This window comes from Pedobacter aquae (assembly GCF_008195825.1).
Classification (GTDB): domain Bacteria; phylum Bacteroidota; class Bacteroidia; order Sphingobacteriales; family Sphingobacteriaceae; genus Pseudopedobacter; species Pseudopedobacter aquae.
In genome coordinates this window covers 2,288,201-2,306,862 of record NZ_CP043329.1, presented here as the reverse complement: position 1 = coordinate 2,306,862, position 18,662 = coordinate 2,288,201, and the positions used below count along the sequence as shown (strand labels likewise).

Annotated in this window: 18 protein-coding genes; 12 read left to right on the top strand and 6 right to left on the bottom strand. The window is 34.1% G+C overall.

Features of this window, described 5'->3' with window-relative positions; genetic code table 11:
• Positions 1–92 precede the first annotated feature (92 nt).
• The 4 genes from FYC62_RS10080 to FYC62_RS10065 all read left to right on the top strand — a co-directional run bounded on the left by FYC62_RS10080 (position 93) and on the right by FYC62_RS10065 (position 3,766).
• Entirely contained in the window at positions 93–1,469 is a 1,377-nt protein-coding gene (locus FYC62_RS10080) for an ABC transporter substrate-binding protein (RefSeq protein WP_149074843.1), read from the top strand.
• A gap of 29 nt (positions 1,470–1,498) precedes the next feature.
• Positions 1,499–2,305 carry a sensor histidine kinase gene (locus tag FYC62_RS10075; RefSeq protein ID WP_149074842.1) on the top strand — a complete coding sequence of 269 codons (807 nt, stop codon included), beginning with the start codon at positions 1,499–1,501 and terminating at the stop codon, positions 2,303–2,305.
• Between the two features lie 84 nt (positions 2,306–2,389).
• Positions 2,390–2,977: a YceI family protein gene (locus tag FYC62_RS10070; protein WP_149074841.1), complete on the top strand. Its 588-nt coding sequence runs from the start codon at positions 2,390–2,392 to the stop codon at positions 2,975–2,977.
• Positions 2,978–3,355: 378 nt separating this feature from the next.
• Positions 3,356–3,766 carry a response regulator gene (locus FYC62_RS10065; protein WP_149074840.1) on the top strand — a complete coding sequence of 137 codons (411 nt, stop codon included), beginning with the start codon at positions 3,356–3,358 and terminating at the stop codon, positions 3,764–3,766.
• Here FYC62_RS10065 and FYC62_RS10060 read toward each other — a convergent pair.
• The gene (locus tag FYC62_RS10060) at positions 3,763–4,536 is read right to left on the bottom strand and encodes an MBL fold metallo-hydrolase (RefSeq protein WP_205943707.1); all 774 of its coding nucleotides are present in this window, start codon (positions 4,534–4,536) and stop codon (positions 3,763–3,765) included. The genes FYC62_RS10065 and FYC62_RS10060 overlap by 4 nt on opposite strands.
• 107 nt (positions 4,537–4,643) lie before the next feature.
• Between FYC62_RS10060 and recJ the strand changes: the two genes are divergently transcribed.
• From recJ to FYC62_RS10025, 7 genes are all read left to right on the top strand, one after another.
• Positions 4,644–6,344 (top strand): single-stranded-DNA-specific exonuclease RecJ, encoded by a 1,701-nt coding sequence (recJ, locus tag FYC62_RS10055; RefSeq protein ID WP_149074838.1) that lies wholly within the window; start codon positions 4,644–4,646, stop codon positions 6,342–6,344.
• Between the two features lie 10 nt (positions 6,345–6,354).
• Positions 6,355–7,095, top strand: coding sequence for an LPS export ABC transporter ATP-binding protein (gene lptB, locus FYC62_RS10050; protein WP_149074837.1), 741 nt, complete (start codon positions 6,355–6,357; stop codon positions 7,093–7,095).
• A gap of 39 nt (positions 7,096–7,134) precedes the next feature.
• On the top strand, positions 7,135–8,652 hold the full coding sequence (locus tag FYC62_RS10045; protein ID WP_149074836.1) for a GH3 auxin-responsive promoter family protein: 1,518 nt from the start codon (positions 7,135–7,137) through the stop codon (positions 8,650–8,652).
• 68 nt (positions 8,653–8,720) lie between these two features.
• Positions 8,721–9,293, top strand: coding sequence for an RNA polymerase sigma factor (locus FYC62_RS10040; RefSeq protein ID WP_149074835.1), 573 nt, complete (start codon positions 8,721–8,723; stop codon positions 9,291–9,293).
• Positions 9,274–10,026 carry a hypothetical protein gene (locus FYC62_RS10035; RefSeq protein ID WP_168199421.1) on the top strand — a complete coding sequence of 251 codons (753 nt, stop codon included), beginning with the start codon at positions 9,274–9,276 and terminating at the stop codon, positions 10,024–10,026. The genes FYC62_RS10040 and FYC62_RS10035 overlap by 20 nt, the downstream gene beginning before the upstream one ends.
• A gap of 6 nt (positions 10,027–10,032) precedes the next feature.
• Complete coding sequence (locus FYC62_RS10030) at positions 10,033–10,848, top strand: outer membrane beta-barrel protein (RefSeq protein WP_149074833.1); 816 nt, start codon at positions 10,033–10,035, stop codon at positions 10,846–10,848.
• Positions 10,849–10,954: 106 nt separating this feature from the next.
• Positions 10,955–11,926, top strand: a complete 972-nt coding sequence (locus tag FYC62_RS10025; protein ID WP_149074832.1) for an ABC transporter ATP-binding protein — start codon at positions 10,955–10,957, stop codon at positions 11,924–11,926.
• 183 nt (positions 11,927–12,109) lie between these two features.
• Here FYC62_RS10025 and FYC62_RS10020 read toward each other — a convergent pair whose 3' ends face one another.
• A complete protein-coding gene (locus FYC62_RS10020) occupies positions 12,110–12,682 on the bottom strand; it encodes an REP-associated tyrosine transposase (RefSeq protein ID WP_149074831.1) in 573 nt (190 codons plus the stop codon).
• 264 nt (positions 12,683–12,946) lie between these two features.
• Here FYC62_RS10020 and FYC62_RS10015 point away from each other — a divergent pair, with 264 nt between their 5' ends.
• On the top strand, positions 12,947–13,354 hold the full coding sequence (locus tag FYC62_RS10015; protein ID WP_149074830.1) for a hypothetical protein: 408 nt from the start codon (positions 12,947–12,949) through the stop codon (positions 13,352–13,354).
• 231 nt (positions 13,355–13,585) lie between these two features.
• Here FYC62_RS10015 and leuB read toward each other — a convergent pair whose 3' ends face one another.
• The 4 genes from leuB to leuC all read right to left on the bottom strand — a co-directional run bounded on the left by leuB (position 13,586) and on the right by leuC (position 18,614).
• Complete coding sequence (leuB, locus tag FYC62_RS10010; RefSeq protein WP_039452193.1) at positions 13,586–14,644, bottom strand: 3-isopropylmalate dehydrogenase; 1,059 nt, start codon at positions 14,642–14,644, stop codon at positions 13,586–13,588.
• Between the two features lie 92 nt (positions 14,645–14,736).
• Positions 14,737–16,254 carry an alpha-isopropylmalate synthase regulatory domain-containing protein gene (locus FYC62_RS10005; protein WP_149074829.1) on the bottom strand — a complete coding sequence of 506 codons (1,518 nt, stop codon included), beginning with the start codon at positions 16,252–16,254 and terminating at the stop codon, positions 14,737–14,739.
• A gap of 205 nt (positions 16,255–16,459) precedes the next feature.
• Entirely contained in the window at positions 16,460–17,056 is a 597-nt protein-coding gene (gene leuD, locus FYC62_RS10000) for a 3-isopropylmalate dehydratase small subunit (RefSeq protein ID WP_149074828.1), read from the bottom strand.
• Between the two features lie 148 nt (positions 17,057–17,204).
• Positions 17,205–18,614 (bottom strand): 3-isopropylmalate dehydratase large subunit, encoded by a 1,410-nt coding sequence (leuC, locus tag FYC62_RS09995; protein ID WP_149074827.1) that lies wholly within the window; start codon positions 18,612–18,614, stop codon positions 17,205–17,207.
• Positions 18,615–18,662: the final 48 nt, after the last annotated feature.

The following is an 18,662-nucleotide window of genomic DNA, read 5'->3' as shown; positions in this document are numbered from 1 at the left end:
TTTTTATTTTAAATCCCTAATAAAAAGCCCTTTATAAACAATTAAAATATTAGCTTTAAAATATGTTAAACATAAATTTGATCTAGCTATTTATGATGAGGTTTTTATTGACGTTGTATGTCTTTCTTATAACAATAATAACCCCATCTCATGCTATTGGAAAAGATACAATTAAGCTGCAACTCAAGTGGCGACATCAATTTCAATTTGCAGGTTATTATGCTGCACTTATTAAGGGTTATTATAAAGAGGAAGGATTAAATGTTGAATTAATTCCTGGTGGTCCTAATAGTTCTCCTGTACAAGAAATTCTTAAGGGTAATGCAGATATTGGGATTTTTGATCCAAATGTTGTACTTAGAAATACCAAAGCTAAACCTTTGGTAGTGCTTTCTACCATCATGCAGTCCTCTCCATATGTTATCATCAGTTTAAAGAGTAAGAATATTCTAAAGCCATCTGATTTAATTGGTAAAACAATTTTAGCAGATCAGGATCAAGGTTGGAATATTTTTAAAGCCGTATTGTTGAAAGAAGGAATAAAATCAGATTTAATTGATGTTATTCCAAGAAAAAACGATTCTGAAGAAATTGCAAATGGTAAAGCTGATGCGGTTGTAACTTATATCACCACACAGCCCCAAAGATTAAAAAAGCTAGGCTTATCTGTAAATATGATAAGACCTGTAGAGTACGGCGTAGATTTTTACGGCGATGTAATTTTTACAACTAAATCTTTTGCTTATAATAATCCGGAAAGAACAGATGCTTTTATAAGAGCTACCTTGAAAGGTTGGCAATATGCTTTTGAACATGAGGATGAACTCATCAATTATATCTTAACGCTACCTGGTGTTAAAGCACATGGTAATAATAAAGAATTTTTAAAAATAGAAGCTCAAGAGGTTAAAAAATTAGTGATGCCAGATTTGGTGCAAATTGGCCATATGAATATAGGAAGATGGCAATATATGCTTCAAATTTATCAACAACTGGGTATAGCAGATAAGAAGATTACTTTAAAAGATTTCATTTATAGCTCAGAAGAAGAAAATTTAAGTAAATGGCTGAAACCAATTTTGTATTCTGCCATCATTGCTTTTGTAATTATAGTAGTTATTGTTGTCATCAATTGGCAATTAAGAAAAGTTGTGAAAGCTAAAACAGCAGAGTTATCTGCCGAGGTTGAAAACAGGAAATCTGCAGAGCTTATGGCTAAGCGAAATGAAGAAAAGCTTAAGCTGGCTATAAAGAGCGCTAATATTGGTGTTTGGGATTGGGATGTTGGATCTAAAAAAGCTTTTGTAAGTAAAGAATGGTGCGAAAGGCTAGGGATTGAATATCAACAAAAGTTATCTCAGGTTAACCTTTTAGATTTTATCCATCCTAAAGATAAATTGGTAGCCCTTAAAAGTTTTAGAGCATTTAAAAAGGGGAATAAGAAAAGGCAAATTTTCAGGTTAGACTAAAGCTAAGAAACGGAGAAGATTTGCATGTGATGATATCTTTTACAGCTCACGATCAAACTGATAAACATAGAAATATTGTATCTGGGATAGTTATTGATATTGATAAGATAAGGCGAAAAGAAATTGAGTTGATAAAAGTTTCTGAGGAGTTGTTACGAAGCAATAGTGAACTGAAAAAATTTGCTTACATAACTTCTCATAATTTAAGAGCGCCCATTGTTAATATAGAAGCCCTCTTTGGAATGCTAAACCTAGAAGCACTAAGTCAAGATGATTTGGTAATTGTGGATAATATGAAACTCTCTATAGCTAAATTGAGTGGTGTATTAGATGATTTAATTGAAATTGTATCGCATGAAATTGCTGCGGAAGAAAAATGCGCTACTAACCTAAATATCGAAGATGAGTGTGTTAAGGTAATCAATTCCTTAGAGAATAAACTCGTGAAAGCAAACGCTAAAATAAAGTTAGCAGTTGATGTAAATAAGCTTTATTATCCTAAACAATATTTTGAAAGTGCCATTTTTTGCTTGCTTTCTAATGCCATTAATTATAAGTCTAATCAAAGAAATTTAGAAATTCATATTTCTAGCCAGTTAATAGGTAATGATGTTGTTTTGAAAATAAAAGATAACGGCTTAGGAATTGATTTGAAGAAAAATGCTGAAAAGATCTTTGGTTTATACCAAAGGTTTCATGAGAATACAGAAGGAAAAGGTATTGGTTTGTTTATACTTAAATCGCATATAGAATCTTTAGGCGGCTCCATTGAGGTAGAAAGCGAGCCAAATGTAGGTACTACCTTTATTTTAAGATTTCCTCAGCCAGAATCTTAAGAATGTCAATTTAATGTAATATCAAAAATAGATGTTTAAACATATAAATTATTTATGTAGGTTTGTTTAACAAAATTAAAAATTATGAAAAAAGGAATATTATTAATTGCTTTCGTAAGCATGATTTCGTTGGCATTTAAGCCAGCTGCAGTTGAGTATAAAGTTGATACTCAAAAATCTAAAATTGAGTGGATTGGTAAAAAAGTTACTGGTGAACACCGTGGAGAAATTAAATTAGCTTCTGGGGTTCTTAATTACAATGGTTCTGCTTTAAATGGAGGTAATTTTGTTATCAATATGAACAGCATGACTGTAACTGATTTACAAGGCGAAATGAATGGTAAATTATTAGGCCATTTAAAAGCTGACGACTTCTTTGGCGTTGATAAATTTGCTCAATCAAAATTTGTGATTACTAAAGTTACTGCTGCTGGTGCAGGTAAAGTAAATATTTCTGGTAATTTAACAATTAAAGGAATCACTCAGCCATTAACTTTCCCTGCTGCAATCACTGTGAAAAATGGTGTTTTGGTAGCTGTTGCTAATGGAGTTAAAGTTGATAGAACAAAATACGATATTAAATATGGTTCTAAAAGCTTTTTTGATAGTTTAGGAGACAAAGCAATTAATGATGAGTTTGAATTAAATATCAACTTGGTTGCGAAAAAATAGAATATTTCTATTATAAAGTATGAGAGGCTAGCTATTAAAGCTAGCCTCTTTTTTTTTGCCTTATATTGTAGAATAAAATTCTCAAATTCCCCATTTTGGGTATTATAATAATCAAAAAAGAGGCGTTTTTTTATTTGATTTAATAAGCTTATAAATAATATGCCTTTTTAATATGGTCTTTAAATCTTTTAAGCAAGATAATATCAATTTAAAATCTTAATTATCTAGAAAAATGCTTTTATGGTATAAAACTTGAAACTATTTTAAAGTGTATCTATAAATATTAATAGTTATAATAGCGGGATAATTATTAATGAGTTTAATATGCTTTGAAATCATTAAAACTTTATTTTTAAGCTTTCGTAGAAGAGCCCAGATATGATAGATGAAACGTTACATATTTTAATTATTGATGATGACGAAATCAATAATTTTATAGCCGCTAAATTAATAGACAAGATACCGCCTAGAGCAAGAGTTTCTACTTGTTTAAATGGTCAGGAAGGTATAAATTATATAACATCTAGATTAAATAATCAAAAAGATCTTCCAGATATTATTTTTTTAGATATTAACATGCCTATCATGAATGGCTGGGAGTTTTTAGAAGAATATGCTGCCGTAACTCATCAAATATCAAAAAAGATTGTAATTAATATGTTGTCATCATCTGTTTATAATGATGATATCAGTAAATCTAAAACATATCCTACTGTTAACAGGTTTATTTCTAAACCTTTAACCATAGAAAAAATTCAAGATTTGTATCAAAGCTTAGGTATTAGCTAAAAAGCGTCTACTCTTATATTACCTTGTTCATCCTCTTTAACTGTGCCAATAGCCCTGTTCTTGGCATGGTAAAATAAGCATATCCAATTGTTTATGGCAGCCTTTTTTCCATACTCTGTTCTTAAGTCTTTAGCTAGCTTTCCATCGTAATCATACTTAGCAATAAAATTTCTTTGTAATTGTTCGGGCTCAGGTACCACATCTCCACCAAAAAAGATTTCATGCTCATCATTTTTGATATGATAAACTTGATGATATTCGCAATGTCCACCGGTTAGCTCATAGCTAATTTCATCTGTTAAGATTCCGTTTCCTTCAATAAAATGAACCTGACCAGATCTTTGTATCACATCAAAAATTTCTGTTTTGTAGGAGGATGATTGCTTGGCATAAGCCGTTTCCCACTCGCCTTGTTGGATAATATATTCTGCATTTGCAAAACTAGGCTCTAACTTACCCTGCTTATCCCAAACCATGCCGCCGCTGTGGTCATAATGTAAATGAGACATGAGCACTTTGGTCACATCATCTGGATGATAACCTGCTTTTTTAATATTCTCATGTAAAATAAGATTCCCCTTTTCATCATTATAACCCAAACCTGTATCTAGAATAAGTAATTCTTTTTCGGTTTTAATCAAAAACGGATTGATATGTATAAACAATGAAGCTGGTCTTTCGCTTGCTTTATGAATACTAGGGTCAAAGGGGATAAATTTCTTTGATGAATCTACAGAATACGAACCTTCGTTAAGTGCTATTATTTCCAAAATGCTAGTTTTTTGTAATTTAAATAAGACATAATCAATAGCTTACAAATCTTTTTTATGGAGCTTGTTGATTATTGTATCTTTACTGTGTTACATTGCGCAAATATATGGAAAAAAGGTGGGTAGAGCATTCGATACAAGATTTAGAAACTGTTAACTTACTATCAGAAGAGTTAAATATAGATGAGATTTTAGCCCAAATGTTGGTTGCCAGAGGCATTAAAACTTTTGAGCAAGCTAAACTATTTTTTAGACCTTCTTTGGATGATTTGCATGACCCATTTTTAATGAATGGGATGGAGGAAGCTGTATCCAGAATACAAAGAGCCATCAAAAATCAAGAGCATATTTTAATTTATGGAGATTATGATGTAGATGGTACAACCTCCGTAGCTTTAACCTATTCGTTTTTTAAAGATTTATACCCTCATCTAACTTATTATATTCCAGATAGATATGTGGAGGGTTACGGTATATCAACACAAGGGATTGATTATGCCGCTCATCATGGTATAAGCCTTATTATAGCTTTAGACTGCGGTATCAAATCTATTGATAAGGTTGAGTATGCGAAGGAAAAGGGAATAGATTTTATCATTTGCGACCACCACTTACCGGGAGACGAAATTCCGGATGCTATAGCTGTTTTAGATCCAAAACGTAAAGATTGTAATTATCCATACAAAGAGCTTTCTGGGTGTGGTTTAGGCTTTAAATTAATTCAAGCTTTTGCATCTAGAAATGATATACCACAAGAGAAGGTTCTAAAATACTTGGATTTGGTAGTGGTAAGTATCGCCTCAGATATTGTCCCTATTACAGGTGAAAATAGAATCTTAGCGCATTATGGTTTAAAGAAGCTTAACTCAGAGCCATGTAACGGTTTAAAAGCTTTGATAGAATTATCTGGCAAGGCCGATGATTTTACCATCACAGATATTGTTTTTTCTATAGGCCCCAGAATTAATGCTGCTGGTAGAATTGATGATGCTAAACAAGCTGTTAAACTTTTAATTGCCTCATCAACACAATTAGCAGAAGATGCGGGCTTTATCATTAACCTCAAAAATTCTGAACGTAAAGAGTTTGATAATAATATTACAGAGCAAGCTCTTAACATGATTTTAAACTCTCCAGAAATGGAAAAAAGAAAATCAACCGTTGTTTATCATGAGACTTGGCATAAAGGTGTGATAGGAATTGTAGCGAGTAGGTTAACAGAGAAATATTATCGCCCAACTATTGTTTTGACACAGTCTAACGGACATATAGCAGGCTCCGCAAGGTCTGTTTTAGGATATGATTTGTACGAAGCTTTATGCGAGTGTAGCGATTTGTTAGAGCAATTTGGCGGACATAAATACGCAGCAGGTTTAACCATGAAACCAGAAAACTTGCCTGCTTTCATCCATAAATTTGAAGAAGTTGTATCGGCTACTATCACAGATGATATGTTGATGCAAGTAATAGAGGCGGAAAAGTGTATTGATTTAAAAGATATTACACCTAAATTTTTTAGGATATTAAAACAATTTGCTCCTTTTGGTCCTCAAAACATGGCACCTGTTTTTATCAGTAGAAATGTATATTCGTACGGCTATGGTTCTATTGTTGGTAATAACCATTTAAAAATGAGTGTTAGGCAAAAAGATAGTCAGGTTTTTGATTGTATAGCCTTTGGTCATGGAGATTTTTTAGAGCAAATTAACAGAGGTATTCCTTTTGATATTTGTTACACCATAGAAGAAAATGTATGGAAAGATAAACGTTCTATACAATTAAACATAAAAGGCATTAAAACCTATTAGGTTAAAATTTATGATATTAAGAGCAGAAAATCTAATTAAAAAATATAAGCAAAGAACTGTTGTAAATAACGTTTCTTTTCATGTAGGCCAGGGTGAAATTGTAGGGTTACTTGGTCCAAATGGAGCCGGAAAAACAACTTCATTTTATATGATAGTGGGTTTAATAAGACCAAATGAAGGCAATGTTTTTTTAGAGGATGAAAATATCACCCAAGACCCTATGTACAGAAGAGCGCAAAAGGGAATTGGTTATTTGGCGCAAGAAGCTTCTGTTTTTAGAAAACTTACGGTTGAGGATAATATTAAGGCTGTTTTAGAAATGACGCAACTATCTAAGGCAGAACAAAAAGATAAATTAGAACAACTTATTGATGAATTTAGCCTTCATAAAGTAAGAAAAAACCGTGGCGATTTATTATCGGGTGGCGAGCGAAGAAGAACAGAAATTGCCAGAGCTTTAGCTGCAGACCCAAAGTTTATTTTACTAGATGAGCCATTTGCTGGGGTAGACCCCATTGCGGTAGAAGAAATTCAAACTATTGTTGCCAGACTAAAACACCGCAATATTGGGATCTTAATTACCGATCATAATGTGAACGAAACCTTATCTATTACAGATAGAGCTTACTTATTAGCAGAAGGTAAAATTATGCTTGCTGGTACTCCGCAAGAAATTGCAGATAATGAAATGGCTAGAAAATTTTATTTAGGCCAGCATTTTGTACTTAAAATCAAGAATTTTAAAGTTTAAATTTATATCTCTTATATTCAAGGTAGCCAATAACCCATTATGACAATTGTAAATTCTTTTCTTAACTGGATAATGAAAAAGCGTATGCACCAGATAGAGCTTTTCATGAAATATCCTAATGAAGTACAAGAAGAATGGCTAAATACTTTGATAAACTCTGCAGAAAATACAGAGTGGGGGAAGCTTTATGATTATAAATCAATAGAAAACGAGCGCCAATTTAAAGAGCGTGTACCGCTACAAAGCTATGATACCCTTAAGCCTTTTATTGAAAAAATGCTAAAAGGCGAGCAGAATATACTATGGCCATCAGAAATTAAATGGTTTGCCAAATCATCTGGCACCACTAGCGATAGAAGTAAATTTATCCCTGTAAGTGAAGAAGCTTTAGAAGAATGTCATTTTAAAGGGGGTAAAGATATGCTGGCTATTTATTGTAATAATAGACCAGATGCTAAGATGTTTACTGGTAAAAGTTTGGTGTTAGGTGGTAGCCATCAAATCAATCAATTAAGCCCTGATTCTTTCTATGGAGATTTATCTGCCGTTATCATAAAAAACTTGCCTATATGGGCAGAAATGATGCGTACACCTGATATGTCTATCGCCTTAATGGATAATTATGAGGAGAAGATAGAAAAGATGGCCAGAGCAACCATGGATGTTAATGTAACCAATATTGCCGGCGTACCTACTTGGACTATCGTTTTGGCAAAACGCGTATTAGAACTTACAGGTAAAAATAACTTGATGGAAGTTTGGCCTAATTTAGAGCTTTATGTACATGGTGCTGTAAATTTTGAGCCTTATCAGGAACAATTTAAAATGCTTATTCCTAACGAGCAGATGTTTTACTTAGAAACCTACAATGCATCAGAAGGCTTTTTTGGGATACAAGATCAAAGTGAAGATAAAGACTTATTGTTGATGTTAGACTATGGTATTTACTACGAGTTTTTACCAATGGAGCATTTTGATGAAGAAAATCCTAAGACATTATCCCTAAGCGAGGTTGAGCTTAATAAAAATTACGCTATCATCATCAGTACCAATGCCGGTTTATGGAGGTATGTTATTGGTGATACAGTAAAGTTTACTTCATTAGACCCTTACCGAATAAAAATAACTGGAAGAACTAAACATTTTATTAATGCATTTGGTGAGGAGGTTATTATAGATAATGCTGAAAAGGCACTCACTAAAGCTTGTGCGGAGACCAATGCAATTATTAAAGATTATACTGCCTGTCCAATTTATTTCCAAGGGAATGAAGCTGGCGGTCATGAATGGATTATAGAATTTGAAAAGAAACCTAACGAGTTTAATAGGTTTGTTGATATTTTAGATAATACTTTACGCGAAGTAAACTCTGATTATGACGCTAAAAGATTTAAAGATATGGCTTTAAGAAGGCCAACTGTACATATTGCCCCAGATAATACTTTCTATAAATGGTTGAAACAGAAAGGGAAATTAGGCGGGCAACACAAGGTTCCAAGATTGGCAAACAACAGAACTTATGTTGATGAAATCTTGCAAATCATACAAAGTTCATGATGTTTTAAAAAAAATTAAACCCTCATGCAACCAATCTTACAAATTCATCATCTACCTCATATAACACGATGAATTTGCAGCACAAATACGCTCAAGAAGAAATTATTCAAGGATGCCAAGCAGGCGAACGACGTTATCAAGAGTTACTCTATAAGATGATGTCATCCAAAATGCTAGGTGTTTGTATGCGCTACGCCAAAGACCAGTTTGAAGCAGAAGACATGATGCAAACTGCTTTTGTAAAGGTGTTTAGAAATATAAACGCTTACCGCGGAGAAGGTTCGTTTGAAGGCTGGATAAGAAGAATTATGGTAAATACTTCTATAGAAGTGTACCGCAAAAATTTAAGAAGTTTAAATGTTGTTGATATAGATGAAACACATGATCACCAAGCATCAACAGCGTTTGATATGAGTAGACTAAATATTGCCGATTTGATGAGGCTGATTAGAAACCTGTCTGACGGTTACAGACTAGTATTTAACATGTATGCAATAGAAGGATACTCGCACAAAGAAATAGCAAAAGAGCTAGGCATTACAGAAGGGGCCTCAAAGTCTCAACTCAGTAGAGCCAGAGCCATATTAAGAGAACAAATTTTAAAAATGGAGGGAAACAGTTATGGAACCCATGTCGGATAAAGAATTGGATCTTTTATTCAAATCTAAATTTACAGATTATGAAGTAGAGCCATCAGTTTCAAGTTGGTCTAAAATAGAAGAACAACTATCTGTTAAGCCAATGCAGCGCAAAAAAGTTCCTTTTCTGTGGATGGCAGCAGCAAGTGTGGTAGTGGTTTTTGGCTTAGGTTTACTTTTATGGAACAAACCGCAAGAACAAATTATGCTAAAAGGCAAACCAGCTGTTGAAGAAGGTGATAGGGTTATCGCTCAAAATAATGCTGTCAATACGATTGATGAAGTTATTACTAATACTCAGCCGGCTGAGGCTAAAGTAGAAACTGTTAGTCGTGTAGCGCAAGAGGAAACTCCAAATACAACAGAAGAAAGTAACTCGCAAGAGAACTATTTAGCTTCCATACAAACAGAAAATCCTGAGGCCGAGCAAGAGTTTGCCGCCACACGTACAGAGCCTGTAAAAAGAATTACAGTAACAGAGTTGATGCTTCTTGAAGAAGAAAATACAGTAAAAACTAATAAAATTAAATCAACTATGTTGTCTTCTTTAAGTAGTAGCAAAGATGAAAGTAGCAATCAGCAAGAAAGAATAAGATCTGTAGGCGATTTAGTAAACTTTGTTATCGCTAAAGTAGATAAGAGAGAAAATAAAGTACTCAAAATCAGTAAAACTGATGAAAGTGATATAGAAATAACAGGAATTAATCTAGGACTCTTTAAATATAAAAAAGACTAAAAAATCATGAAACAATTAATACTTATAGCTTGTACAGTGTTTTCCTTCGCCCAGTTGGCGCAGGCACAAGCAACAGATTCTACCGTTGTAAAGAAAGAAAAAAACGCCCAGGTAGAAATCAGTAAAGAGGGTGTAAATATCCATATTGGTAAAACAGATTCTACCAAAAAAGATAATAAAGGTAGTTTTCCAAAAGTAAGCTTTGGATTAAATATCGAGCATTTTGATATTGGTTTAAGCAAATACCACAATGGTAGTGATTTTGGTTTCCCTTCTAGTTATGATTTTTTAGAAAATAATAACTGGAAAACCCATACTGTTGGTTTTGATTTACTTCAGTTTGGTGTACGATTTAATCCTAATTTCAAAATTGCTTTGGCTGGAGGTATAGATTGGAACCATATCAGGTTAGAAAGAGATGTTACCATTAGGCCAGATGCAGCAGTTTTAACTGCAGATCCTTCATCAGAAACCAATCTAGAAAAGAATAGATTTTCTAGTAGATATTTAAGAGTGCCTCTATATTTTGAATATAGAAGTAAGCAGGATAAGCACAAGAACAGATTCTCTTTTGTAGCTGGTCCTGAAGTAGGGTTCTTAATAGATGGTAAAGTGAAACAAAAGACAGATGGTGGCGAGAAAATTAAAGTTAAAGACGATTATAACTTCACCCAATTTAGATACGGAGCTAATGTTAGATTAGGTTATGGTGGTACAGGTTTATTCTTTAAATACTACTTTAATGATGTATTTGCAGATAATACAGCTCCGGGTTTAGAAGGCTATAAAAATCTTTCATTCGGATTAACCTTCGGATTCTAATCCTTCATAAAATGATGTGTGTAAAGCCCCGTAATTGTTGCGGGGCTTTTTGTTTAATTCTTTTTTTTACCGATGCGATAGTTATATTTACCCAGTAATCAAGAATATGACTCCTTTAATAACTGTTCACAATATCTATAAAAACTTTACAGATGCTACCCATTCTGGCGTTTCGGGAATTAATCTTGAAATTAATGAAGGTGAAATTGTAAGTATTGTAGGGGAAAGTGGTAGTGGTAAAACAACTTTATTAAAGTTAATTTATGGTTATCTGATACCGCAAGGGGGCGAAGTTCTTTTTGAAGGTAAACGCGTACTTGGGCCCACAGAAAAGCTAATACCAGGGCATGATGAAATGAAAATGGTTACGCAAGAGCTTACCTTAAACCTTTATGCTAGGGTTTATGATAATATATCGTCTTTACTTTCTAATACAGATTTAGAAGTTAAAAGAGATTTAACCATGCAAACCATGGAGTTCTTGAGGATAGACCATTTAGCGTATAAAAAAATTGTGGAGCTAAGCGGTGGCGAGCAGCAACGTGTTGCAATAGCAAGAGCTGTAATTACAGAGCCTAGGGTATTATTGTTAGATGAACCTTTTAGTCAGGTTGATACCATTTTAAAGAAGCAATTAAGAGATGATATAGAGCGTTTAGCTCGTTTCTTGAAGATAACAGTCATCATGGTTTCTCATGATCCTAGTGATGGTCTATCACTATCAGATAAATTGGTGATTGTGAAAGATGGAAAAGTGGTTAGGGAAGGTAAACCCCAGGAGATTTATTACGAACCACAGCATGCTTATGTTGCACAGTTAATTGGTAAAGCCAATATTTTAAATGGTTTATCTTTTTTAGAGAATGGTAAATATGCTGTTTATCCGCAAGATGTTTTTGTAAATCAAGATGGGATGACTGCTAAAGTAAAATCAGTTCATTTTGGAGGCTTGTATCAAGAAGTAGAATATATTGCTGAAGATAAAACCATCTTATCTTATGATTTTGATTTTATACCTTTAGCCAAAGGAGATGAAGTAAATATCGCTTTTAAAAAGCTGATGAAACTGGATTCTTAGGGGTTTTTTCTCACACTCGTTTGCAACGAGTGCTTCATTTGGTTTAACGATTGCATGGTTATTTTTTCTTGCGCTCGTTTGTAACGAGTGCTTCATCTGGTTTAAAGATTGCATCGTTATTTCATAAGTTTTTTCTTGCGCTCGTTTGTAACGAGTGCTTCATCTGGTTTAATGATTGCATCGTTATTTCATAAAATCACTAAAGCTAGTATCAACTTTTATAACATTTAAAAGGCCTTTTTCATTTAAGTAGTTTTTTGCAGAGCTATATAAATATTCTTCTGGTAGAGCTACAATTTCAGCTTTTACAGGATTATTGTGTATGTAATCTAGTTTTTGAGCTAGGATATGATGATTGAAACATTCAATAGTATAATAGCCATCTTGCCAAACTTTATAATCTTTAATTCTATTGTTAAACTTAGCGTGGTAACTAAAGCGGTATAACATCCAATCTCTTCTACTTTCATGCTCAGCATCCATTAACTTAATGATTTCTTTATTAGTGAATTTCTTAAAATCTCTAACAAAGTCTGATAATTGGAAAGGCTCTTTAATAGAAACTAGCAGGTGTAAATGATTAGTCATTAAGCACCACGCATAAAGTTCTAATCCTTTATTTTCTTGTGCGTATTTTAAAGAGTTAATGATGATTTTTTTATAGGCTGGTCTAATAAATATATCTACCCAATCTACAACTGTAAAAGTTATAAAATGAATTTGATCTTGAGTTTTTACACGGTATTGATGCGACATAGGCTTGAGCTTGATATTTAAAATTATAGAAAATTCGATGAAATCGAAAGTCCATTTTAAGCACTCGTTGCAAACGAGCGCAATGAGAGGTTGTCATCTACATAATCTAGTTTTTGGGATAGGAAAAATCGAAAGTCCATTTTAAGTACTCATTGCAAACGAGTGCCGGGGAGAGATTTTAATGTTAATTAGATGTCATGGTTAATATTTTAATATTAATATTTTAATTTAGGAACTAATAGTTATAGTGTTTAATTTTGCAGAATGGGGATTCATAAATTAACAGAAGAGAATCAATATAATTTGATAGAACTAATTTTGAGATTACATAAGATTGATCTTAAGCTGTTTAAATCTGATGACGATTTAAAAGCATTATTAAAATTTAATGAAGTGTTTCAGATAGATGTATCTCATTATGATGATTTTCATAGAAGAATATGTTATTTAAGAGTTGCAAAGGAAATTTATTTGTTAAAAATAAAATCTGATAATTACTATGTAGACTTTAGGCAGCTTTTAAAGGATGTTAGATATTTAAATTTAAGCAGTAATGAAGATGTTCAAGAATTAATAGATGAGGTAATTAATAAAGACAATTTGATTCATTACAAAGTATTGTCAAAAAGTTATTCTTATTGGGGAGAAATTCAGAAGAGAATTATCTTTTAGTGCTAGAGCTTACGCTCGTTTGCAACGAGTGTTTCATCTGGTTTAACGATTGCATCGTTATTTCATAAGCACTGCATTTGCCATTTAAACCCGGTTGAAACGGCATCCCCGGAACGACCATCGGGAGTGGAGGGATATAGTGGAAAACGGGACTAGCGGTACAAAATAAAGATGTAATTGCTTTTCCAAAAAAAACAGCCCCAATTTTTGGAGCTGCTTTCTGTAGATTTTTTATACGTTTTTAGCTAACCAATCGCCAACTTCGCTGGTTTTGTAAGCTTTGTTACTTCCGGATAAATCTTCTGTTACTACACCTTCTGCTAAAGATTTATTTACAACATCTCTGATAGCGGCCGCTTCTGCATGTAAACCAAAAGCATCTTCAAACATCATTGCGGCAGATAAAACTGTTGCCAATGGGTTTGCAATGTCTTTTCCTGCTGCTTGTGGGTAAGAGCCGTGAATAGGCTCGTACAATGAAGTATGTAAGCCTTTAGAAGCTGATGGCATTAAACCCATAGAACCAGAAATTACAGAGGCCTCATCAGTTAAAATATCTCCAAAAAGGTTTTCGGTAATTAAAACATCGTAAGAGTTTGGCCACTGTACTAAACGCATAGCTACGGCATCAACAAACTCGTAACTTACGGTTACTTCTGGATAATCTTTTTCCATATCCTGTACGGTTTCTCTCCATAAACGAGAACTTTCTAGAACGTTTGCTTTATCTACACAGCATAATTTTTTGCTACGTGTCATCGCTATTTCAAAGCCTAATTTTGCTAAACGCTGAATTTCTGCTCTGGTGTATGTACAAGTATCAAAAGCGGTGTTGCCATTGTCTTTTCTGCCTCTTTCGCCAAAGTAAATTCCACCTGTTAGTTCGCGTAAGATGATTAAATCTGTACCTTCTATGCGCTCTCTTTTTAAGGGCGAATTGTCTATTAAAGAAGGGAATGTAAAAGTAGGACGAACGTTTGCAAATAAGCCTAATTTCTGACGCATTTTTAATAAACCTTGCTCCGGACGAACGGTAGCTTTAGGGTCATTATCGTATTTTGGATGGCCAATAGCGCCAAATAAAACAGCATCAGCAGCCATACAAACTTCGTGTGTGCTATCCGGATAAGGCTCTCCGCAATCATCAATAGCGCAAGCACCTGTTAAAGCAGATGTCCAATTGATTTCGTGGTTAAACTTTGTAGCAACAGCATTTACTACTTTAACAGCCTGGTTTATAACCTCAGGCCCAATTCCGTCTCCCGCTAAAAGGGCGATATTTAATTTCATATTTTATTTTTTTGTTCGTTTCTAGTTTGTTAGTTGGTTAGATTGTTTTTTATCCGTTTTCAAGAGCTCTAACAAACTAACAACCTAACCACCTAGATGATATTTAACATTTTTTGTGTTGCTTTAATGGCACATACGGTTTGGTCTGAGTCTAAACCGCGTGTTTTAAAGCTTTTTTTATCGGTTTCCCAAGTAATAATGGCTTCGCAAAGTGCATCAGAATCGCTTCCTGGGGCAATTCTTACGGCGTAATCTACCAATTTCGGTAATTGCCTTTTCTTTTTAGCGTAAACCTTGTTTAAGGCATTCATAAAAGCATCAAACTGTCCATCGCCTTGTGCATTTTCTTCAAAATGCTCTCCTTCTATTGAAACTGAAATGGTTGCAGACGGACGTAAACCTTTAGCATGTGTTAGAACGTAAGATTGTACGGTAACTTTTTCTTCATAAAGCTTGCTATCTAAAACATCAGAAATGATATAAGGTAGGTCTTCTTTAGTAACGGTTTCCTTTTTATCTCCAAGTTCTATAACGCGTTGGGTAACCTTTTTTAAATCTTCATCATTAAGTTTTAAGCCTAATTCTTGAAGGTTTTTTTCAATATTGGCTTTGCCAGATGTTTTGCCTAAAGCATAAGTACGTTTTCTGCCAAATCTTTCTGGTAATAAATCGTTAAAATAAAGATTGTTTTTATTGTCGCCATCAGCATGGATACCAGCTGTTTGGGTAAATACATTGTCTCCTACGATAGGTTTATTTGCAGGTATTCTGATGCCTGAAAAAGTTTCTACCAGTTTACTTACTTTAAATATGGAAGACTCTTTTAAAGAGATTTTTACCTCTGGCAGAAAATCGTTAATAACAGCTACAGCACTTGCCATAGGTGCATTTCCTGCTCTTTCACCCATACCATTTACGGTTAAATGTAGGCCATCTATGCCTGCTTTTACGGCTTCTAGAACGTTGGCTGTACTTAAATCATAATCATTATGAGCATGAAAATCAAAATGAATATTTGGATATTTTGATTTTAATTCATCAATATAGTCATACGTTTCTGAAGGCGTTAAAACCCCTAAAGTATCTGGTAGAAGCACTCTTTTTACAGATTGCTGGCTTAAAAAATCTAAGAACTGAAAAACGTAGTCTTTAGAATTACGCATGCCATTGCTCCAATCTTCTAAATAAACATTGGTTTCTATCTGATTTTGACTAGCTAAAGCTATAACTGCGGCAATTTCAGCGAAATGTTGTTCGGCAGTTTTTTTAAGTTGATGTGTTAAATGATTTAAAGAGCCTTTAGTAAGTAAATTCTGAACTTTAACACCAGCATTTAGCATCCAATTGATGGATACACCGTTATCAACAAAAGAAAGTACCTCTATACGATTGGTGTAACCGTTTTGGTTTGCCCAATCCATAATGGCTTTTACAGCTTGAAATTCTCCATCCGAAACACGGGCAGAAGCAATTTCAACTCTGTCTACATGCAGTTCCTCCAGTAATAGCTGGGCAATTGTAAGCTTTTCAGAGGCGGAAAATGAAACTCCTGAGGTTTGTTCACCATCACGGAGTGTTGTATCCATTATTTCTATTTTCCTGTTTACCATGTAAATATTTTTTTGTTGATGATTGTTATTATCTAAATCTATTTTAGAAAACGAGGCTGTCTCAAATTACCACTTTGTGTCAGGCTGAGCGGAGTCGAAGCCTTTTCTGTGTATATCAGAGAACATTTCGACTCCGCTCAATGTGACAAATATGATTTTTTTAGACAGCTTCGTTTTAAACAAGTTTATCAAAAACAGTCTGTTTTTATAATGGAAGATGCGTGGCAAATTCCTGAATTTCTGATTTTATGTTTTGCAGATAATCAATATCATCAAAACCATTCATCATATTTTCTTTTTTGTATGAGCTAATATCGAAGCTTTCTTGCTCTCCGGTTGATGTTAAAGTAATGGTTTGTGCCGGAAGATTTATTTCTAATGCTGTTTTAGGGTCTGCCGCAATAGCTTTAAATATTTTATCTAAAAACTCTGGACTAACCTGTACCGGTAAAACACCAATATTTAAACAGTTATTTTTAAAGATATCTGCAAAGAAGCTAGAAACTACAGCTCTAAAGCCATAATCGTAAACAGCCCAAGCAGCATGCTCTCTTGATGAACCCGAACCAAAGTTTTTACCACCTACTAAAATTTTACCGCTGTAAGTTGGGTTATTTAAGACGAAATCTGGTTTAGGAGTATTATCTGGATTATATCTCCAATCTCTAAATAGGTTATCGCCAAAGCCTACACGTTCGGTAGCTTTTAAGAAACGAGCGGGTATAATTTGGTCAGTATCAACATTCTCTATAGAAAGTGGAACTGCACTGCTTTTTAATATGTTAAATTTATCGTATGCCATTTTTTTTAGTTTTTTAGTTGTTAGTTTGTTGGTTTGTTAGGCCTTAAAGACTGATAACAAATTTTGAAACTTATCCTAAATGATACATTTTTGTTAGTTTTTAGGGTTTTTAGATGTAGTTGAACGAACCAACTAACAACCTAATCATCTAACCAACTAATTCTTCCATTAATTCTCTTGGGTCTGTTACTTTACCTGTAACCGCTGCCGCAGCTGCTACTAGTGGGCTTGCAAGCATGGTTCTAGAACCTGGTCCTTGACGGCCTTCAAAGTTTCTGTTTGATGTACTTACCGCATATTTACCTGCCGGAATTTTATCATCATTCATAGCTAAACAAGCAGAACAACCTGGTTGACGTAGTGTAAAACCAGCCTCAGTTAAAATATCTAAAATACCTTCTTCTTTAATTTGAGACTCAACAATATGAGAACCTGGTACTAACCAAACCGTTACATTTTCTGCTTTTTGTTTTCCTTTTACTACTGATGCAAAAGCTCTGAAATCTTCAATTCTACCATTGGTACAGCTTCCTACGAAAACGTAATCAACAGGTTTGCCTATCATAGAATCGCCTTCATTGAAACCCATATAGTTTAAAGATTTCTCGTAAGTTTCTACACCGCCTTCTACTTGTTCAGCATCAGGAATTTGGTTAGAAATACCAATACCCATACCTGGGTTGGTACCATAAGTAATCATAGGTTCAATTTCAGAAGCGCTATAGGTTAACTCTTTATCAAATACTGCATCAGCATCTGTTTTAAGGGTTTTCCAATATTCCATTGCTTTATCCCAAGCTGCACCTTTTGGTGTAAACTCACGACCTTGGATATAATTGAAAGTAGTTTCGTCTGGAGCTATCATACCACCACGAGCACCCATTTCTATGCTTAGGTTACAAACAGTCATACGGCCTTCCATACTCATTTTCTCAAAAACTTCACCAGCATACTCTACAAAATAACCAGTAGCGCCAGAGGTAGTTAATTTAGAAATGATGAATAAAGCAACGTCTTTAGGCGTAACACCTCTGCTTAAAGTACCGTTGATGGTGATTCTCATTTTCTTTGGTTTTGGTTGCATGATACATTGTGTAGAAAGTACCATTTCTACTTCAGATGTACCTATACCAAAAGCGATAGCACCAAAAGCACCATGAGTTGAAGTATGCGAGTCGCCACAAACAATAGTTGCACCTGGTTGGGTAATACCGTACTCTGGACCAACTACGTGAACGATACCATTTTTTTGATGACCTAAGCCCCAGTGAGAAATACCATATTCTTTAGAGTTAGCCTCTAAAGCTTTTAGCTGATTTGCTGATAATGGGTCTGCAACTGGTAAATGTTGGTTAATAGTAGGCGTGTTATGATCTGCCGTAGCAAAAGTACGCTCAGGATATAAAACTTTAATACCTCTAGTTTTTAATCCTAAGAAAGCTACCGGGCTGGTTACTTCATGGATTAAATGACGATCGATAAATAAAACATCTGGGCCGCCTTCTATCTTGCGAACCACATGTTTATCCCACACTTTGTCAAACAATGTCTTGCTCATCTTATTATAATTTTATTTGTTTTTTATCTTAAGGCCTTGTCAATAATC